The organism is Luteolibacter flavescens (assembly GCF_025950085.1).
Taxonomy (GTDB): Bacteria; Verrucomicrobiota; Verrucomicrobiia; order Verrucomicrobiales; family Akkermansiaceae; genus Haloferula; species Haloferula flavescens.
Genome location: NZ_JAPDDS010000004.1, coordinates 232636 through 249317, shown reverse-complemented (window position 1 = coordinate 249317; position 16682 = coordinate 232636). Strand labels below are relative to the sequence as shown.

The following is a 16682-nucleotide window of genomic DNA, read 5'->3' as shown; positions in this document are numbered from 1 at the left end:
CTGCGAGAAGCACCAGATTTCCAAAAACGCGGCTCCCGGCAGGGTGCCGCGTTTTTCTTTTGCCGGGTGACTGAACTGAACCGGACATCCAGATCCAACGCCCCAACGGGGCACCATCCCTCAGCCCAGGGCAAGCGCAGCGCCGCCCCGCCATTTCCCACGCCTGGCAAGGCGGCCTGTAGGGACGCGATATGAGGAACGAGCCCTCTCCTATCACTCCCCCGGCCCGCTCTTCTGCATCAATATCTCGTCCTCCCCGTGGCCCTGCTCGATCAGCCACAGGTCGCAATCCTCATCCGTGATCAGGCCCTTCGAATACCGGTGCGCGTGGAGCCTCAGCCGCCATGGTAGATTTTTATAAGCACCGAAGACCGCCCAACGCGTCCCCTCGTCCGCCGCGAGGCTGAAGAGCTTCTCCAGGAAATCCGGATCCTCGGGAGACTCGGCCGCCAGCTCGAATGTCGAGATGATCCACGCATCGCGCAGCCCGTGCGGATCCTCCGGCCCGAGCTGCCTCGCCGCATTCCGGATGTATTCCCACGCGTGATCCCCTATCAACGGGTGCGAGATCAGAAACGTGATTTCATTCAGGACGAGGAATCGCAGGAAGCTCTTGTCGGCATGATCCAGCAACCGCGGATGGGCAAGCCACCTGTCAAAGGCGTGGAAAAGCGCAGCCCGGTCCAACTCAGCCCAGCCACTTTCCTCACCCCGCTGCCTGAGCGTCCCGATTTCTTCCTCTGCCTCGTCTGACAATGGGTCGTCTTCACGCATCTCCTGAACCTCCTTGCGAAACTACAAAAACCCATCCTCATCTGAGAAGCCGCGATTCATTTCATCTCGCCCCGCGCCGTGATCCTGTCAGCCTGCCGGGCATGCCCGTTTCCGCACAGGAAGCACTCGCACAGGCGCGGCGATCTCGCCCTGATCCACTCCCCGCAAACTTCGCGGACGAGGTGATGGCACGCCTGCATGCCGCGGCGAAATCCGCGCCCGTGGCGCTTCCCCGCCCACGGGACCTCGTGGCGCTCGCCGCCATGGCGATGCTCGTCGCGGGCGGCATCGGCTTCCTCGGGGGATCGCCTGCTCCGCGGGCTCACACCTCCGCTCCATCGTCCTCGCCATCGGCCCCGCCGCCGCTGACGATGTTCTCCGGCCCGTCCCTCTTCGCGACGCGATGACGCCGGTCCCGGGCAAGCAACGCCTCGCGTGGTCCCTGGCCACCATCGCGCTCGCGGGCATCACCGCCTGGCTGGTCACGCTCGCCGTGCCACGGCAGGCCGCGCATTCCCATGCCCATACCCATGCCCACGGGGAAGGACACGCGGCTCATGATGCCGCAGCGGACTTCCACCAGTGGATGCACGACAATCTCGGCCTGACCGATGAGCAGCACGCCACGCTGGAGCCCATCGAGCACGCCTACGAGGTCGAGAAGCAGCGGCTGGAGGAAGAGATCGCCGCCGCCGGTCGCGACCTCGCCACGGCCGTCCGCACGGGGAAGTCCGCCGCGCCGGAAATCGACGCCGCACTGCATCGCCTGAATGACGCCCAGGCCCGCCTGCAACGCGCCACGCTCGACCACTTCTTCGCGATGAAGGAGCACCTGGACCCCGAGCAGTCCGGGAAGCTCCTGCAGTGGACCCACGACAGCATTCTCGCGAAATGAATGGCTCCGCTGCGGATTTCCCCATCTCACTGCCGATGCCCGCGGTGGAGACGCCTGACGAGGCCGCGGAGCTCGCGCTGGTCCACGCCGCGCAGGGCGGATGCACGCAGGCCTTCCGCGCGCTCGTGGAGCGCCACCAGCAGCGCGTCTATCACTTTTGCCACCACTACCTCGGCGACGCGGGCGACGCACGCGAGGCCTGCCAGGACACCTTCATCCGAGCCCACGGGGCCATCGCCCGCTACAAGCCCCGCGCCCGGCTGAGCACCTGGCTCTTCCAGATCGCGCTGAATCTCTGCCGCGACCGCAAGCGCCCCACCGCGAGGACCCGGCCCCACCTTGCCCTGCACGACCTCGCGCCGGAGCTGCCCTGCCACCGCGCCGCGCCCGATGAGGCGGCGATGCGCGATGCCGACCTCGCGAAGCTCGACCGCGGGCTCGCCACCCTGCCGCAGAAATTCCGTGAAGTGCTCGTCCTCTCCTGCCTCGAGGGCCTGGAGCACGCCGAGTGCGCCGCCATCCTGAAGTGCTCCCCGCGCGCCATCGAGGGCCGCCTCTACCGCGCCCGCCAGGCACTCGCTGTCTGGTGGGACCGCACACCCTGACCGAGACAGCAGCCGGCCCGATGTGAGCCGGATTCATCGATGAGCCCCCGGTGAATTCATCGCCGGTCCGCGTGCATCCGGTCGTCCCCGCACGCCGGATGCTCTTCCCCATGGCAGAAAGGACTACTGCCATGGTCATGCCCAGCCCCAGCGAATCCGGCTTCACCACCGAACAATCCTCCTACCTCTCCGGCTTCGTCTCCGGCATCCTGCAGGGACGCGAGCTGCCCTTCCTGGGGCAGGATGAGGCGCGCCGCTTCACCCACGAGCCCGCGCAGGCCGTCCACGGCACGCCGCTCGACGACCTCTGCAAGGAGGAGCGCATCAAGCACGAGAAGCACGGGCTCGACTGCTACGACAGCATCCTCGCCAATGCCGCCACCGGTGACTTCCCGCAGGACGGCGATGTCTTCCGCTACAAGTTCCACGGGCTCTTCTTCGTCTCGCCCGCGCAGGAGAGCATCATGCTCCGCTGCCGCGTCGCGGGGGGAGCGCTGAGCACGTATCAATTCCGCGGCATCGCCGAGATCGCGCAGGACTGGGGGCCGGGGCACGTGGATCTCACCACGCGGGCGAACGTGCAGGTGCGCGAGCTGATGCCGGAGAATTGCCCCGCCGTCCTCATGAAGCTCGCCGACCTCGGCCTGACCTCGCAGGGCTCCGGCGCGGACAATATCCGCAACATCACCGCCACGCCCACCACCGGATTCGACCCCGCGGAACTCATCGACGTGATGCCCTACGCCCGCGCGATGCATCACTACATCCTGAAGAACCGCGACCTCTACGGCCTGCCGCGGAAATTCAACATTTCCTATGACTCCGGCGGCTGCGTCTCCGTCTGCGCGGATACGAATGACATCGGCTTCTATGCCGTGAAGGTGGGGGCAAATGTCGAGGGCATCGCGCCCGGCATCTACTTCCGCATGCAGCTCTGCGGCATCACCGGCCATCAGCAATTCGCCACCGACTGTGGCGTGCTGCTCACCCCGGCGGAGACCATTCCCGTGGCCGCTGCCCTCATCCGCGTCTTCATCGAGCATGGCGACCGCACGAATCGCAAGCGGGCCCGCCTGAAGTACCTCGTGGACGACTGGGGCATCCCGAGGACGCTGGCCGCGACGCAGGAGAAGCTCGCCTTTCCCCTCCGCCATCTCCCGCTGGAGTCCTGCGAGCCGCCCGCGCCAAAGGACAAGCAAGGCTACCTCGGCATCCACCCGCAAAAGGACGGCAAGCACTACATCGGCATCTGCACGCCGGTCGGCCGCATGACCGTGTCGCAGATGCTCGCGCTGGCCGATGTCGCGGATCACTTCGGCCGCGGGGAGATCCGCCTGACGGTGTGGCAAAATCTCATCATCCCCGGCGTCGCGGAGGAGGACCTGCAGGCCGCGCTCACCGCGATCCAGGCGACGGGCCTCGACCACCGGAATCACAACCTCACCGGCGGGCTCATCGCCTGCACCGGCAGCCGCGGGTGCAAGTATGCCGCCGCCGATACGAAGGGCCACGCCGTCGCGCTCGGCGCGCATTTGGCTTCCCGCATGATCCTCGACCGGCCGGTGAATATCCACCTCACCGGCTGCCACCATTCCTGCGCGCAGCACTACATCGGCGACATCGGCCTGATGGGCACGCGCGTGAAGGCCGCCGACGGCACCACCGTGGATGGCTACCACGTCGTCCTCGGCGGCGGGTGTGATGACCAGCAGGCCATCGCCCGCGAGGTGTGGAAGTCGGTGAAGGCGGACGAGATGAATGCCCTCATCGAGCAACTGCTCTGCGCCTACCTCGCCCGGCGCGAGGGTGATGAATCCTTCGCCGCCTTCACCCGCCGGCTATCCATTGCGGAGCTGCAGGGCCTCGTCTCCCTCCGCGCCGCAGCCTAATTTCAATCTCATCCCAGCCCCCGCCCCGTGCCCGGCACCCTCCAGCGCCTGCCCGCGATCCCCGCCTCCCGGAAGGCGGACCCGCACCCGTCCACGGAGGTCCGCACGCTGATCGACCAGCTCATCGCGGAGCAGAAGACGCTGCAAACCCCCATCGCCCGCTACTCCGACTACCACGATGCCGCGCCGGACCTGGCCGAGCACTATCGCACGCTGATCCCGCTGACGAAGCCCCGCGAGGGCGAGCAGTATGCCTTCGAGGTCGCGCTCGACCGCTGCACCGGCTGCAAGGCCTGCGTCTCCGCATGCCACTCGCTCAATGGACTGGATGACGAGGAAGCATGGCGCGATGTCGGCATGATCCATGGCGGCAGCGCGACGCCCGGCTGGCAGCAGACCGTCACCACCGCCTGCCACCACTGCGAGGACCCCGGCTGCATGAATGGCTGCCCGGTCGGCGCGTATGAAAAGGACCGCGACACCGGCATCGTCCGTCATCTGGATGACCAGTGCATCGGCTGCTCCTACTGCATCCTCAAGTGCCCCTTCGACGTGCCGAAGTACTCGGCGAAGCGCGGCATCGTCCGCAAGTGCGACATGTGCCACCAGCGCCTCGCGGAGGGAGAAGCTCCCGCGTGCGTGCAGTCCTGCCCGACCGAGGCCATCCGCATCGTGAAGGTAAGGACCGGCGCGAGTGCCATCCCGCAGGATTTCCTCCCCGGCGCGCCGGACCCCACGATCACCCGGCCTACCACCCGCTATGTCGGGCGCGAGGTGCCGCAGGGCGCCATCGCCGCCGATCGCGAGGCGCTGGTGCCGGAGCACGCGCACTGGCCGCTTGTCCTGATGCTCATGCTCACGCAGGCAGGCGTCGGCATGCTGCTCGGTGGCATTGGCATGGGAAACACCGCCACCGCCATCCTGGGAAACGTGCTCTTCTTCGCAGGCATGGGGGCCTCGCTGCTCCACCTCGGCCAGCCGCTGAAGGCGTGGCGGTTCTTCCTCGGCCTGCGCACTTCGTGGCTGTCCCGGGAGATCCTGGCTTTCTCCATGTTCGCGCCTGTCCCCATGGTCATCGCCGCGCTGCCCTTTGCGCCCGATTTTCCTTACAAGGATCTTACCGCCCGCATCGCCGCGCTCTCGGCTCCGCCCCTCGGCCTGCTCGCCGTCTTCACCAGCGTGATGATTTACCACGATACCCGTCGTACTTCGTGGCGCTTCCCGCTCACCGCCGCACGCTTCTTCGGCACCGTGGCCTCCTTCGCCGCCCTCGGTCATGCGCTAGCGTCCCCGTCGCCGCTCGCCATGATGCTCTTCGCCCTCGCCGTGATCGCGAAAATCATCCCCGAAGCCCGCATCGCCCATCTCGCCAATGACCGCAATGCCCCGTGGTCGCCCGACCTCCACACCGCGAGACTCCAGCGCGGCCCGCTCGGCCGGATCTACGAAGGCCGCATGATCCTCGCGATCACCGCCGTCGCCGTCGCGTTGATCCAGCCATGGCTGTCGCTGCCTCTGCTTCTGATCGCGGAACTCCTCGAACGTCAACTCTTCTTCCAAAGCGTCCACGCCCCGAAGATGCCCGGAAACTTCGGGCCACGTCGGCATCATTAGGAAGCCGCATGAAGCATGCAACCCGGCATAGTGCCGACGTCTGCCGCCAAGACCGTCATTTGTCCCCGGAGCGGGTATCCGATTCCCCCCCGCCATTCTGCAGACTGATCAGCTTCCCCCTAAACCAAGTCGCATGCAGGGAGCCGCCACTGCTTATGCGCCAGAGGCGTTCGGGTGGATCCTCCAAATTCAAAAGCATAATCTCGTAATCCTTGTTCAAATCTTGGACGAGGACAGCATCATCCATGGGATATCGGACCACGACATTCCGAACCTTGTGCCTGGACGGTTCCTTGAGCATATCGACATAGGCATCCAGATCAAACTTCAACCTCTTTCCCATCCCGTAATCCATATAGACGCTGCCAGCCAATGGGAATGCATCGCGAGGCACGTTCGCCTCGATTACCAAGATGGGCGAAATGAGAAACGGCCTGAGTGCCGAACCGCAATACAAGAGAGACACCAGCGACAAGGCCACCCCGGCGAAAAGAAAACGGTTCGCGGTTGTGCGTTTCATGATCGTGACACGTCAGTGTTTCAGAAGCCATCCTTCAAGTCGGCTTGAAAACGACAGATAGGAATCTCTGGCATCTCCCGATCGAGTTGGCTAGATCCTTACCCGCTCGAGTAAAAATCTTTCGCTCCAAAATGAAGAATCAAATGCACGGCCTGATCTACTCGCTTGCGATTGCGAATTTCGCAACGATCACGGGAGTTGCCGATCCTGCGCCGGACGCAGGATCGGATTCTTCCGTCAGTCATTACGTCGATGAGCCGAAGCCACTCAAAGGAGAATTGATGACCGATCTCGGACTGAAGGTGAAGCCGCCCGAGGGATGGAGTCCACCACTCGTGCCTCAGGAAGACTGGCCTGATGTGGCAGCACCGACGACATTCAATCAAGCTTTCGAAACCCCTGACAAGATCTGGCGCATCGATGGAGGATTTCTCGCCTCGTTTGACGCCGGGGAGTTCGGTGGCGCTCTCTTTTTTTCACAGCACGGGGCAAAGCGGTGGACCAAGGTCGTCGATGCCCATGTGACGCACCTGGAGAGATTCGAGGGAGACACTTACCTTGTGGCGGGTGGTCTGGCGCATCTCAGCATCACTGAAGGGAAAGCCTATCTTCTCTCAAGGAGCAACACTGGCAGGTGGAGGTCGAAGGTGGTTTTCGCGACAGAGGTGGGCGTACCCTTCATCCTCGGCACGACCTTCACCGAACCCATTGGCGAAGCGAAGACCGAGAAGCTGATTGTGATAGCCTTGTATTCGGGCTGGGGCAAAAAGGCACTGTTCGGGCTATCGCAACATGGAGCAGTCCATTACCTCGGCGATCGTCCGGAACAAAACGGAGGCGGACATGGCGATGCTGAACGACCCGCCGCTCCTTCCGGGCCCGAACCGGGTCATGGCGATCCTCGTCATCAATCGGAACCCTCGGAATGAACTCAATCCCGTGCCCAGTTGCGAGAGTGGGATAAAATCTCCTGATTGGCTCCGGCGGTAGGGATCGAACCTACGACCTAGTGGTTAACAGCGTCACCTCACCCATCGGCATTCGCCTCGCCATCGGGGGTCGGCCTGTCTTCCGGGACCACGCCTTCTCCTTCCAGATAGAGCAGCGTCCCGGCGACGATGAAGACGGGCAGGCAGAGGACATTCAGCAGCGGGACGAGGGCGGCGGCGGCGACGAGGGCACCGAGGCCGAGCATGGCCGGGAGGTGTTGGCGGACGAGGGCGACGCGGTCGGAGAGGCGCCGGGCGGTGCGCCCGGCGGGGATGGTGAAGAAGGAGAAGCCCATGACAAAGGCGCTCCAAGCGAAGACGATGATGGTGCCGAAGACCGGGATGATGCCGAGAAGCATCACCGGCAGGGTGAGCACCATCAGCACGAGGGCCTGGAAGGCGCCGAGAGAGGTGGATTTCAGGAAGCCGCGGATGCCCTCGGGATCTGGCACGTAGTTCCCGCGGTCCTTTTCCACCGCGGCGGAGATGTAGTCCTGGAAGGGGCTGGAAAGCAGCAGGAAGCTCCACGCAAAGGTCCACCCCAGCACGAAGAGCAGCCCGATGGCCGCAAAGGCCTGCGCGCCGGTGATCACCCAGCCGGCCTGTGCCCACGACGGCAGCCACCCGCCGATGCGCTCCTGCATCCAGCCAAAGGCGAACCAGAAGACCAGCACGTCCAGCAGCAGCGTGATCAGGAAGGGCGGCACCATCCACAGCAGCACCCCCGGCCGCCGCCGGATGATGCCGAGCGCCTGCGGCACCGCCCGCACGCCATGGCCGAAGCCAAGCGCCGGGGCACGGGTAGGACCGGGGGGAGGAAGTTCCATCGTTGCTCCTCCTATCCTTCAATCGCGGGCAGGATCGGTAGAAGTATAAAAGCGCCCGGATTCTCGACCCGGTCGGTGCACGCGCGATCTGACGTCACCCCGGTAAATCCGCACTTGTCTGGCAGTGGCGGGCACGCTCGCATGAGACATTCCCTTACCCTCCCCTGCCCCGATGCCTCGACTCCGGATCGCCCTGTGTGCCCTGCCCTTCCTGCTGACCGGTACTCTTTTGGCGAACCCCGTCTCGCTCGATCCCACCTCAGGCCTCGCCAATGGCATCGGGATCGCGGCGGTGGTCTTCGCGCTGGCCGCAGAAGTCGTCGTGACATCCACGGCCGCCATCCTGATCTGCCGTGGCGCACAGCGCCCGCAGGTGGTCCTCGCCTTCGCCGTGCTGAATGCGCTCAGCTACACCGTCTTCATCCGCATGCTCTATCCCATCACCGGGCTGGTGCTGCTCATCGAGCTCCTGATCTGGCTGGTGGAGGCCGGAGGGATGGTCGCCATCACCCGGCGGTTTTCCGAGAAGCCCCTCACGCCAAAGCAAGCGCTGGTGATCTCCGCGGTCGGGAATCTCGTTTCCTTCATCATCGGATACGGCGCTTGAATGGGTGACGGGCAGTCGCGCCATATCCCCCGTTGCCTGATGCGCGTTCAGGAGCCCGCACCGTTATTCGAAGACGCCGCGCGCCGCCAGATCAGGGCCGTCAGCCAGAAGGCAAAGGCTACCAGCCGGAAGTCGCGCACCTCCCCATGGATTTCCGCACGGCGGGTGAAGGGATGCACGGGCCGGATCAGCACGTTCATCCCTCCGCCTTCCAGCCTCATCGCCCGGCCAAAGGCCGACTCGGCACACAGCGTGGCCTTCACCCCATGACCGCTGATCTCGAAGCTTCTTCGGAAAGCGGATATCTTCTGCGCGGTGAATAGCACTCCCTCCGCCCCTTCCAGACGCCAATGGCCGCTCCATGCCCCGCCCTTGCACACCGTGAAGGATTCGCCATCCACCCACAGTCCTCCTCGCTCACTATACCAACGCATCTCGGTGCGAGCGTGATGAGCTGAGCCGCGCAACTCATAGTCCCACGAACAAATCCCGCGTGGCAGACACTCGATCATGTTCACATCCTCATCTCGATCGCCCGGGCGATGCCATGATGATCTACGACCGATTTTCCATGCGGTTCATCGGTTCAAGGTATTGCCGCCCGTTGAAAATTCCGCTGGCGGACTGCCCGGACACGCACGTTGTTCCGCCCGCCGGGAATCCTGAGTTTTCCACCCGGAATAGACCGCTTTCGTCACAGGAATATTTTATAACGCCTCCGAGAAATAGTTGGAAAAAGGGCGTCACCTGCAACGCTCTCGGCTCGTCTCAGACGAGGGCAATCCGTCCCGATACCATAATGAATACCAGACACATCCTCGCGGCCGCCTGTGCCGCCACCTTCGCCGTCACCTCCGCCTTCGCTGGCGGCGAGGGATGGACCCACGACTTCGCCGCGGCCAAGAAACAGGCCGACAGCGAGAAGAAGGACCTGCTCATGGACTTCACCGGCTCGGACTGGTGCGGCTGGTGCATCAAGCTGAATGACGAGGTCTTCAAGCACGACGCCTTCAAGACCGGCGTGAAGGACAAATTCGTCCTCGTGGAGCTCGATTACCCGGAGGACAAGTCCAAGCTTTCCGAAGAGACCCAGAAGCAGAACGAGGAGCTGCAGGGCAAGTACGGCATCCAAGGCTTCCCGACCATCCTGCTCTGCGACGCCGAGGGCAAGCCCTTCGCGAAGACCGGCTACCAGGCCGGCGGCCCGGAGAAGTACGTCGCCCACCTCGACGAACTCCGCGCGAAGAAGGAGACCCGCGACAAGGCCTTCGCCGATGCCGGCAAGGCTGAAGGCACCGCCAAGGCAAAGGCCCTCGTGGCCGCCCTCGATGCCATGGAGCTCGAGGACGAGACCGTTGGTGCCTTCTACGGCGACGTGGTGGAGCAGATCAAGACTGCCGACCCGAAGGACGAGACCGGCTACGCCAAGAAGCTGGCCATGAAGCAGAAGTTCGCTGAATTCGGCAAGAAGCTCAACGAATCCAAGAACCACGACGAAGCACTGGCCTTCGTCGAGAAGTCCGAGGGTGAGTTCGAGGGCGAGCAGAAGCAGCAGATCGTCGGCATCAAGGCACAGATCTACGCGATGACCGGCAAGTTCGACGAGGCGATCAAGACCGCCGACGAGGCCAAGGCGATCGCTCCCGATAGCGCGATGGTCGGCCAACTCGAAAACTTCAAGAAGAACGTCGAAGCCGCCAAGGCCAAGGCTGCCGCCGCTCCGAAAGAAGAAGGCAAGGAAGACGCGGGCGAATAAGCCGCATCCACCTGTCCTCACCGACATTTCCCAGCCGCCCGGGTCCGCCCGGGCGGCTTTTTCCTTTCTGCGGGAGCACCGGTCTGCGGATGAGCCTCCGTGAATTCCGAACTTCCCGCTCCCGGTGCTTGCGGAGTCGGGCGTCGTGCGTAGGGTGCGCGCCCCTTTTCCCCACGAATGCCAGTCACCACCACATGGAAGCGCGGCCAGCGCTGGGTCAGCGATAGCGAACCGGAGCTCGGCCTCGGCATCATCCTCGATGGCTCCCACGGCCGCGTGGAGATCGTCTTCCCCGCCGCCGGGGAGCAGCGCTGCTACGCCGTGGACACCGCGCCGCTGCGCCGCGTGAAATTCCAGCCGGGTGACAAAATCACGACCCACGAGGGCGTGGAGACGGTGGTGGACCAGGTGCGCGAGGAGAGCGGCCTGCGCATCTACCAGACCGCGGATGGCGAGGTGACGGAGGCCCAGCTCGCGGACTCCATGTGCTTCAGCAAGCCGGAGGAAAGGCTCTTCGGCGGGAAGCTGGATGACCCCGGTGACTTCGACCTGCGCGGCGAGGCACTGCGCCGCCGCGCCGAGATGCGCCGCTCCCCGGCCCGCGGCCTGGCGGGCGCCCGCGTGGATCTCATCCCGCACCAGCTCTTCATCGCCGACGAGGTGTCGGGCCGCCTGCAGCCGCGCGTGCTGCTCGCCGATGAAGTCGGCCTCGGCAAGACCATCGAGGCCTGCCTCATCGTCCACCGCCTGCTGCTCACCGGCCGCGCGTCCCGCGTGCTCATTCTGGTGCCGGAGCCGCTGGTCCACCAGTGGTTCGTGGAGCTGCTGCGCCGCTTCAATCTCACTTTCGACCTCTTCGATGAGGAGCGCTGCATCGCCATCGAGGAGGGTGATCCGGAGTGCAATCCCTTCCTGGACAGCCAGCTCGTGCTCGCGCCGCTCGACTTCCTCGCCGAGGACGAGGCCCGCGCCGCCCAGGCACGCGAGGCGGGCTGGGACGTGCTCGTGGTCGATGAGGCGCACCACCTGGAGTGGTCGCCGGAGGAAGCCGGGGCGAACTACGAGGTGGTCCGTACTTTGGCCGCGGAGACGGCAGGCCTGCTGCTGCTGACCGCCACGCCGCAACAGCTCGGCCCGGAAGGCCACTTCGCCCGCCTGCAGCTCCTCGATCCCGGCCGCTACGGAGATCTCGCCCGCTATCGCGAGGAGACGCGCCACTACGAGGAAGTCGCGGACGTGGTGGAATCGCTCGCCGGGGGCGGCAAGGGCAGCGACCGCCTCGGCGCGCTGACGAAGGGTCGCCCGCGCCTGATGAAGGCCGCCGCCGACTTCATGCTGGACAAGCCCGGCGCACGCGAACGGCTGACCCGCGACCTGCTCGATAGCTGCGGCATCGGCCGCGTCATGTTCCGGAATACCCGGGCCCGCCTCGGCGGCTTCCCGGAGCGCCTGCCGCTGCTCGCCCCGCTGAAGGGCGAGGACGAGGTCGCCACGAAGATCAAGTGGCTCGGCAGCTTGCTGAAAAAGCTTCCCGCCGAGGAAAAGGTGCTCGTCATCGCACGCACGCGCGAGCTTGCGGAGCAGATCGTGGAGTCCCTGCGCGATGCCACCGGCTCGGTCGCCGCGCTTTTCCACGAGGACCTCACGCTCATCCAGCGAGACCGGAATGCCGCCTTCTTCGCCGATGAGGATGGCGCGCGCGTGCTCGCCTGCTCGGAGATCGGCAGCGAGGGCCGCAATTTCCAATTCGCCCGCCACCTCGTACTCTTCGACCTGCCGGAGAATCTCGACCTGCTGGAGCAGCGCATCGGACGACTCGACCGCATCGGGCAAAAAGGCACGATCAACATTCACGTCCCCTACCTGAAGGGCACGGAGGAGGAGACGCGCGTGCGCTGGATGGACGAGGGCTTGGATGCCTTCCGCGCCAGCCCGCACGGTGCCGCGGAGATCCAGCGGGAACTCGCAGACTCCCTCGAAGCCGCCCTCGGAAACTCACGCAAGCTGAAAGGCCTGCTGGCGGAGACCCAGGCATGCCGCGAGCGGATCTCCGAACGCCTCGCCCGCGGGCAGGACCGTCTGTTAGAGAAATGCTCGCATCGTCCCGAGGAAGCCGCGCAGGCCGTGGCCGCCATCAAGGCGTGGGATGACGATGCGGAGTTCGAGGAATTCCTGCTCCGTCTCTTCGAGCACTGCGGCCTGCACATCGAGGAGCTGGGCCGCCGCCGCTACTTCCTGCTGCCGGGGAACCTGAAATCGGACGCCTTCCCCGCGCTGCCGAATGAAGGCATCACCGTGACGCTGGATCGCCAGCGCGCGCTGGAGCGCGAGCAGGAGGCCTTCCTCACGTGGGATCACCCGATGACCCGCGCGGCTCTCGATCTGCTGCTCGGCTCGGAGGCGGGGAATGCCACCTTTGGCATCTGGGAGTCGCCGTCCGAGAAGCGCATGCTGCTGGAGGCATGGGTGGTCGTCGAGTGCGTCGCCCCCGCCCACCTGCACGCGGAGCGCTTCCTGCCGCCCGTGCCGCTGCGCATCGCCGTGGACCACGCCGGCGGCGACCAGACCGCGGATGCCTCGCTCGCCTCGGCGAAGCTGCGCCGCGGCGACCCGGCCGCCCTGCTGCGGAATGAAGCCGTGAAGCGCAAGGTGCTGCCCGCCATGCTCGACCGCGTCCGCGAGCTGGGCACCGAGGCCAGCCGCGCCGTCATCGACCGCGCCATGCAGGCCATGCGTACCCAGCTCGACAGCGAGATCAACCGCCTGAAGGACCTCGCCGCCGCGAACGACCACGTGCGCCCCGAGGAAGTCGCCGCACTCGTCGCCCGCGAGGTGGAACTCGCCACCGCCATCACGAACGCCCGCGTCCGCGTCGATGCCGTGCGCCTCGTCTGGAAGGCCCCGGCCGTGTGAGATCAGACACTCGGAGCGCCGGTCATTAGACCGGCCCGAAGCCACCCGCGAAGCTGATAGAGACCCGGTGCCATAGTGGTCCGCATCGCTCCGCGTGCGGCGAAGCCATATGGCGGAGGGCTTTAACTTCGGCTCTTGGAGGACGAGAGGGAATGCGGACTTCATTGATGACTTCCCCACCGGCGCACCGCACGCTGAGCGATGCGGACCACGATGCCGGGACGATGCACTTGGCGGGTGATGTATCCGGGCAGCTCCATGGCTGCCGATGCAGCCTTCACTCCATCTTCTCAAGCTCCCTACCCGCGTCGATCTGCAAGCGCTCCTCCGCGGTGGGTTCCACCGTCCGGACACAGGAAGCAAGGGGCAAAATCGCCAGACCAATCAGGATCGCACGGAGCATGTGCCATCCTCCCACGCCGCGGCGCGGGTCCAAGCACGAAAGTGAGGTGACGCAGGCGCGCAACTACAGCAAGTAAGTCACCTCGCCCTTGCTGTCGAATTTCAGGCTGCCGGCTTTCAGCAACTCCTCCACCACCTTCTCCGCCTCCTCCTCGCCCGCGTCCTTATCGAGCATGCTCTTGGCGTGGCTCACCAGCGTGGACTTCTTTTTCGGGCGGTTCTTCGCGGACTTCTTCAGGTTCCGCAGGAATTTCTCCGCGCCGTAGGAAATGGCGGACGCCTCCGCTTCCTCATCGCTCTCCGGCACCCGGCCGGAGCCGTTCGTCGCCGGGCCGCCGTTCAGATCGCCTGTCCGCGAGGCGGCATGATTCCCATTCTCCGCGGGCTTTGGACTCTCCAGTGCGGCCCAGCTATCATGGCGCTTCACCCGCACGCCCCGGCCTTTCAGCAGGTCCACCAGCGAGTCGAATCCCTCGTCGCGGGAGATCAGGTGGAAGATGCCACGCGGATCGGTCTGCACCGCCTGACCCAAGTGATACGCCAGCACGAAGTCCAGGGCATTCTTCCCCGGCCTCGGGCTGCGGATCATCTTCACCGCCTGCGAGTTCTGCAACAACCGCTCCACCATGCCCACGTCCAGCTTCTTGTGCAGGGGACCGAGGAAGAGGTACACGATGTGGTCCTCCCGCCCGAGCACGGGCAGGTCCTTCTCCTTCACATTTTCAAAATCCACGAAGAAGTGGTTCACCGGGGAGCTGGCGGGGTCGGAATGCATGGGGAAGCTTCAGTCTAACAGCAAGTCGCCTCTGACGCCACAAGTAGCTTCGATCTTTCAACCATCGCCGCCTCCTCGCGCGTTGACGGATTTCAAAGCGGGTCCTCCGCGGATTCACGATTCTTCCTGAGTTGCTTCAGGCCGGCTCGGAAAATGCGGGTCACGAAAGCTTCGTTGGTCTCCTCGGACTTGAACTCCTCCACTTCCCGGAGCTCATCCGGCTCGATGTAGACGCGAATATGGCGCGCGTTCTCTGCCTGGAGATAAGCCGCATATTCCTCATCGGAGCAGCTGATGGATGCAATAGGTTGGTAAACCATGAACGACTCCCCCTCGGCAATCCGATGATGGAGCCGCCCGCTGTAGAACACCTCATGCCGCACGACAGCAAAGTCGCACTGCAGTTCGGCAATGATCACCGGACCCTCCACGACCTCGCCGTCTCCCACCTTCCATCGTGCGAGCTTCCATTTGTCAAACCGAGCCGGCACGAGCCCCGCCATCAGCTGGCTCGCATATATGGGTATCCTGTTCATGACGCAGTGCTCTAACCGATGAACCGGAAATGTCACCACTACCTTCGTTCCCTCAGGAAAACCATATCTCGCCCTGCACACCCAGATGGGCTTCCCGCACCTGTTAGAGCTGGTCCGCCACCGCCTCCGCGATTGGCGCGATGGGGATGGTGGTCTCCTCGTAGCGGATCCTTTCCGAGGCGCGGAAGTCCGGCAGGAAGACCTTGCGCTCCAGCTCCCGCAGCGTGGCGGGGTCGGAGAAGGCGATGTTCAGCTCGCGGTTGATCCTCATGCTGAGGATGTCGAGATTCGCCGAGCCGATCTGTGCCCAGCCGTCGCAGATCATCACCTTCATGTGGGTCATCTTCGGGTAGCGATAGACCCGCGCCCCCGCCGCGATGAGACCGCGGGCGGTGCCGAGATTCCCCACGTCCATGATGGTCGAGTCGCCTCGCGCGGGCAAGATGACGCGCACGTCCACGCCACGGCGGGCCGCCGCCTCCAAAGCGATGGCGATGTCATCGTGGGCGAAGTAGGGATTCTCGATCCAGATGCGCTTCTTCGCGGCACGGATGCCCAGCAGTGTCGCCTTCAGCACGTGCTCCTGCCCGGCCGCGGCATCCGTGCGCAGCAGGCGCAGCGGCACTCCGTCCGCCACCGGCTTCGGCTCCCGGAAGAACCGCGGCTTCTGAAACATCGCCAGGTCGCCCCACGGTCCCGCCTTCCGCCACGCCCGGCTGAATTCCCGCTGGAGCGTCCCCACGATCGGGCCCTCCACCTTCACCATCAGGTCGTGCCACTCCGAGTAGTACTCGCGGCCCATGTTCATGCCGCCCATGAAGGCGACGCGGTGGTCGAAGACGAGCAGCTTCGTGTGGTCGCACACCAGCCACGGATTCAGCGTGCGGCGCACCTCCAGCTCCGAGTCCTTTTTCAAATACGCGGCGATGTCCGGCGGCGGGACAAATCCCGGCGGTGCGGGCGTCTCGGGTGCCGCGGTGTGGGCGAAGGTGCTGCCGAGATCGTCGAAGAGGATGCGCACCGGCACCTTTTCCGCCTTTGCCTTCAGGCGGTCGGAGTACTTCACCGCGATGTCATCGTTGTCGTAGATGAAGAACTGCATGTCCACCCGGTGCTGGGCGGCCTCGAGTTGGCGGTCGAATTCCGGGAAAAATCCCGGCCCGTCCACCAGCCACGTCAGCCGCCCGGTCTCCGTCTCCGGCAGCCCCGAGCGGTCGAGCAGCGCCTCGAATTCAGGCGTTCCCGGCACCTCGGTCGGCGGCGGGGTCAGCTCCAGGCGGACGGGGATATTCCCGCTCACGATCTCCTTTGGCCGGTGCCAGAAGACGGCGAGACCGGTGCGCACGGTGGTGTAGGGCTGGCGCACCGCGGCCAGGGTGGTCGCGCGGAAGGCACTCACCACCAGTTGGGTATTCCCCGTGACAGGGTCGCTGGCCGCCGGACGACGGTCCGTGGAGCGGTCGGCATTCGAGTGCAGCGAGGCGCAGGCGGAGAAAAGCAGCGGGGAGAGGGGCAGGAGCAGCCGGGGCACCCGCCGGGAGAATGACAGCATCCACCAATCAAGCCGGGGACAGCCGTCT

The 16682-nt window shown here is 65.0% G+C and carries 16 protein-coding genes; 9 read left to right on the top strand and 7 right to left on the bottom strand.

Going from position 1 to position 16682, the window contains the following annotated elements; all coding sequences use genetic code 11:
- Positions 1 to 213 precede the first annotated feature (213 nt).
- Entirely contained in the window at positions 214 to 774 is a 561-nt protein-coding gene (locus OKA04_RS09030) for a hypothetical protein (RefSeq protein WP_264500825.1), read from the bottom strand.
- 101 nt (positions 775 to 875) lie between these two features.
- Between OKA04_RS09030 and OKA04_RS09025 the strand changes: the two genes are divergently transcribed.
- The 5 genes from OKA04_RS09025 (at position 876) to OKA04_RS09005 (ending at position 5777) form a co-directional block, all read left to right on the top strand.
- Complete coding sequence (locus OKA04_RS09025; protein ID WP_264500824.1) at positions 876 to 1181, top strand: hypothetical protein; 306 nt, start codon at positions 876 to 878, stop codon at positions 1179 to 1181.
- On the top strand, positions 1178 to 1669 hold the full coding sequence (locus OKA04_RS09020) for a Spy/CpxP family protein refolding chaperone (RefSeq protein WP_264500823.1): 492 nt from the start codon (positions 1178 to 1180) through the stop codon (positions 1667 to 1669). The genes OKA04_RS09025 and OKA04_RS09020 overlap by 4 nt, the downstream gene beginning before the upstream one ends.
- Positions 1666 to 2274, top strand: coding sequence for an RNA polymerase sigma factor (locus OKA04_RS09015; RefSeq protein ID WP_264500822.1), 609 nt, complete (start codon positions 1666 to 1668; stop codon positions 2272 to 2274). The genes OKA04_RS09020 and OKA04_RS09015 overlap by 4 nt, the downstream gene beginning before the upstream one ends.
- A gap of 137 nt (positions 2275 to 2411) precedes the next feature.
- The gene (locus OKA04_RS09010; protein WP_264500821.1) at positions 2412 to 4163 is read left to right on the top strand and encodes a NirA family protein; all 1752 of its coding nucleotides are present in this window, start codon (positions 2412 to 2414) and stop codon (positions 4161 to 4163) included.
- A 27-nt stretch (positions 4164 to 4190) separates the two neighbouring features.
- Entirely contained in the window at positions 4191 to 5777 is a 1587-nt protein-coding gene (locus tag OKA04_RS09005) for a DmsC/YnfH family molybdoenzyme membrane anchor subunit (RefSeq protein ID WP_264500820.1), read from the top strand.
- Between the two features lie 55 nt (positions 5778 to 5832).
- Here OKA04_RS09005 and OKA04_RS09000 read toward each other — a convergent pair whose 3' ends face one another.
- On the bottom strand, positions 5833 to 6297 hold the full coding sequence (locus OKA04_RS09000; protein WP_264500819.1) for a hypothetical protein: 465 nt from the start codon (positions 6295 to 6297) through the stop codon (positions 5833 to 5835).
- A 131-nt stretch (positions 6298 to 6428) separates the two neighbouring features.
- Between OKA04_RS09000 and OKA04_RS08995 the strand changes: the two genes are divergently transcribed.
- Positions 6429 to 7226: a hypothetical protein gene (locus OKA04_RS08995; RefSeq protein ID WP_264500818.1), complete on the top strand. Its 798-nt coding sequence runs from the start codon at positions 6429 to 6431 to the stop codon at positions 7224 to 7226.
- A 98-nt stretch (positions 7227 to 7324) separates the two neighbouring features.
- On the opposite strand, the gene OKA04_RS08990 is transcribed toward OKA04_RS08995, so the two are convergent.
- Positions 7325 to 8113, bottom strand: coding sequence for an EI24 domain-containing protein (locus OKA04_RS08990; protein WP_264500817.1), 789 nt, complete (start codon positions 8111 to 8113; stop codon positions 7325 to 7327).
- Positions 8114 to 8285: 172 nt separating this feature from the next.
- Between OKA04_RS08990 and OKA04_RS08985 the strand changes: the two genes are divergently transcribed.
- On the top strand, positions 8286 to 8720 hold the full coding sequence (locus tag OKA04_RS08985; RefSeq protein ID WP_264500816.1) for a hypothetical protein: 435 nt from the start codon (positions 8286 to 8288) through the stop codon (positions 8718 to 8720).
- Positions 8721 to 8767: 47 nt separating this feature from the next.
- Here the strand turns inward: OKA04_RS08985 and OKA04_RS08980 are convergent, their stop codons facing one another.
- A complete protein-coding gene (locus tag OKA04_RS08980; RefSeq protein WP_264500815.1) occupies positions 8768 to 9154 on the bottom strand; it encodes a hypothetical protein in 387 nt (128 codons plus the stop codon).
- Positions 9155 to 9519: 365 nt separating this feature from the next.
- Between OKA04_RS08980 and OKA04_RS08975 the strand changes: the two genes are divergently transcribed.
- Together OKA04_RS08975 and OKA04_RS08970 are read left to right on the top strand one after the other, a co-directional pair.
- Positions 9520 to 10476 carry a thioredoxin family protein gene (locus OKA04_RS08975; RefSeq protein ID WP_264500814.1) on the top strand — a complete coding sequence of 319 codons (957 nt, stop codon included), beginning with the start codon at positions 9520 to 9522 and terminating at the stop codon, positions 10474 to 10476.
- Between the two features lie 177 nt (positions 10477 to 10653).
- Entirely contained in the window at positions 10654 to 13389 is a 2736-nt protein-coding gene (locus tag OKA04_RS08970; RefSeq protein WP_264500813.1) for a helicase-related protein, read from the top strand.
- Positions 13390 to 13855: 466 nt separating this feature from the next.
- Here OKA04_RS08970 and OKA04_RS08965 read toward each other — a convergent pair whose 3' ends face one another.
- The 3 genes from OKA04_RS08965 to OKA04_RS08955 all read right to left on the bottom strand — a co-directional run bounded on the left by OKA04_RS08965 (position 13856) and on the right by OKA04_RS08955 (position 16633).
- A complete protein-coding gene (locus OKA04_RS08965; RefSeq protein WP_264500812.1) occupies positions 13856 to 14566 on the bottom strand; it encodes a PIN domain-containing protein in 711 nt (236 codons plus the stop codon).
- A 92-nt stretch (positions 14567 to 14658) separates the two neighbouring features.
- Positions 14659 to 15102: a hypothetical protein gene (locus OKA04_RS08960; protein ID WP_264500811.1), complete on the bottom strand. Its 444-nt coding sequence runs from the start codon at positions 15100 to 15102 to the stop codon at positions 14659 to 14661.
- A 103-nt stretch (positions 15103 to 15205) separates the two neighbouring features.
- Positions 15206 to 16633: a phospholipase D-like domain-containing protein gene (locus OKA04_RS08955; protein WP_264500810.1), complete on the bottom strand. Its 1428-nt coding sequence runs from the start codon at positions 16631 to 16633 to the stop codon at positions 15206 to 15208.
- Positions 16634 to 16682 lie beyond the last annotated feature (49 nt).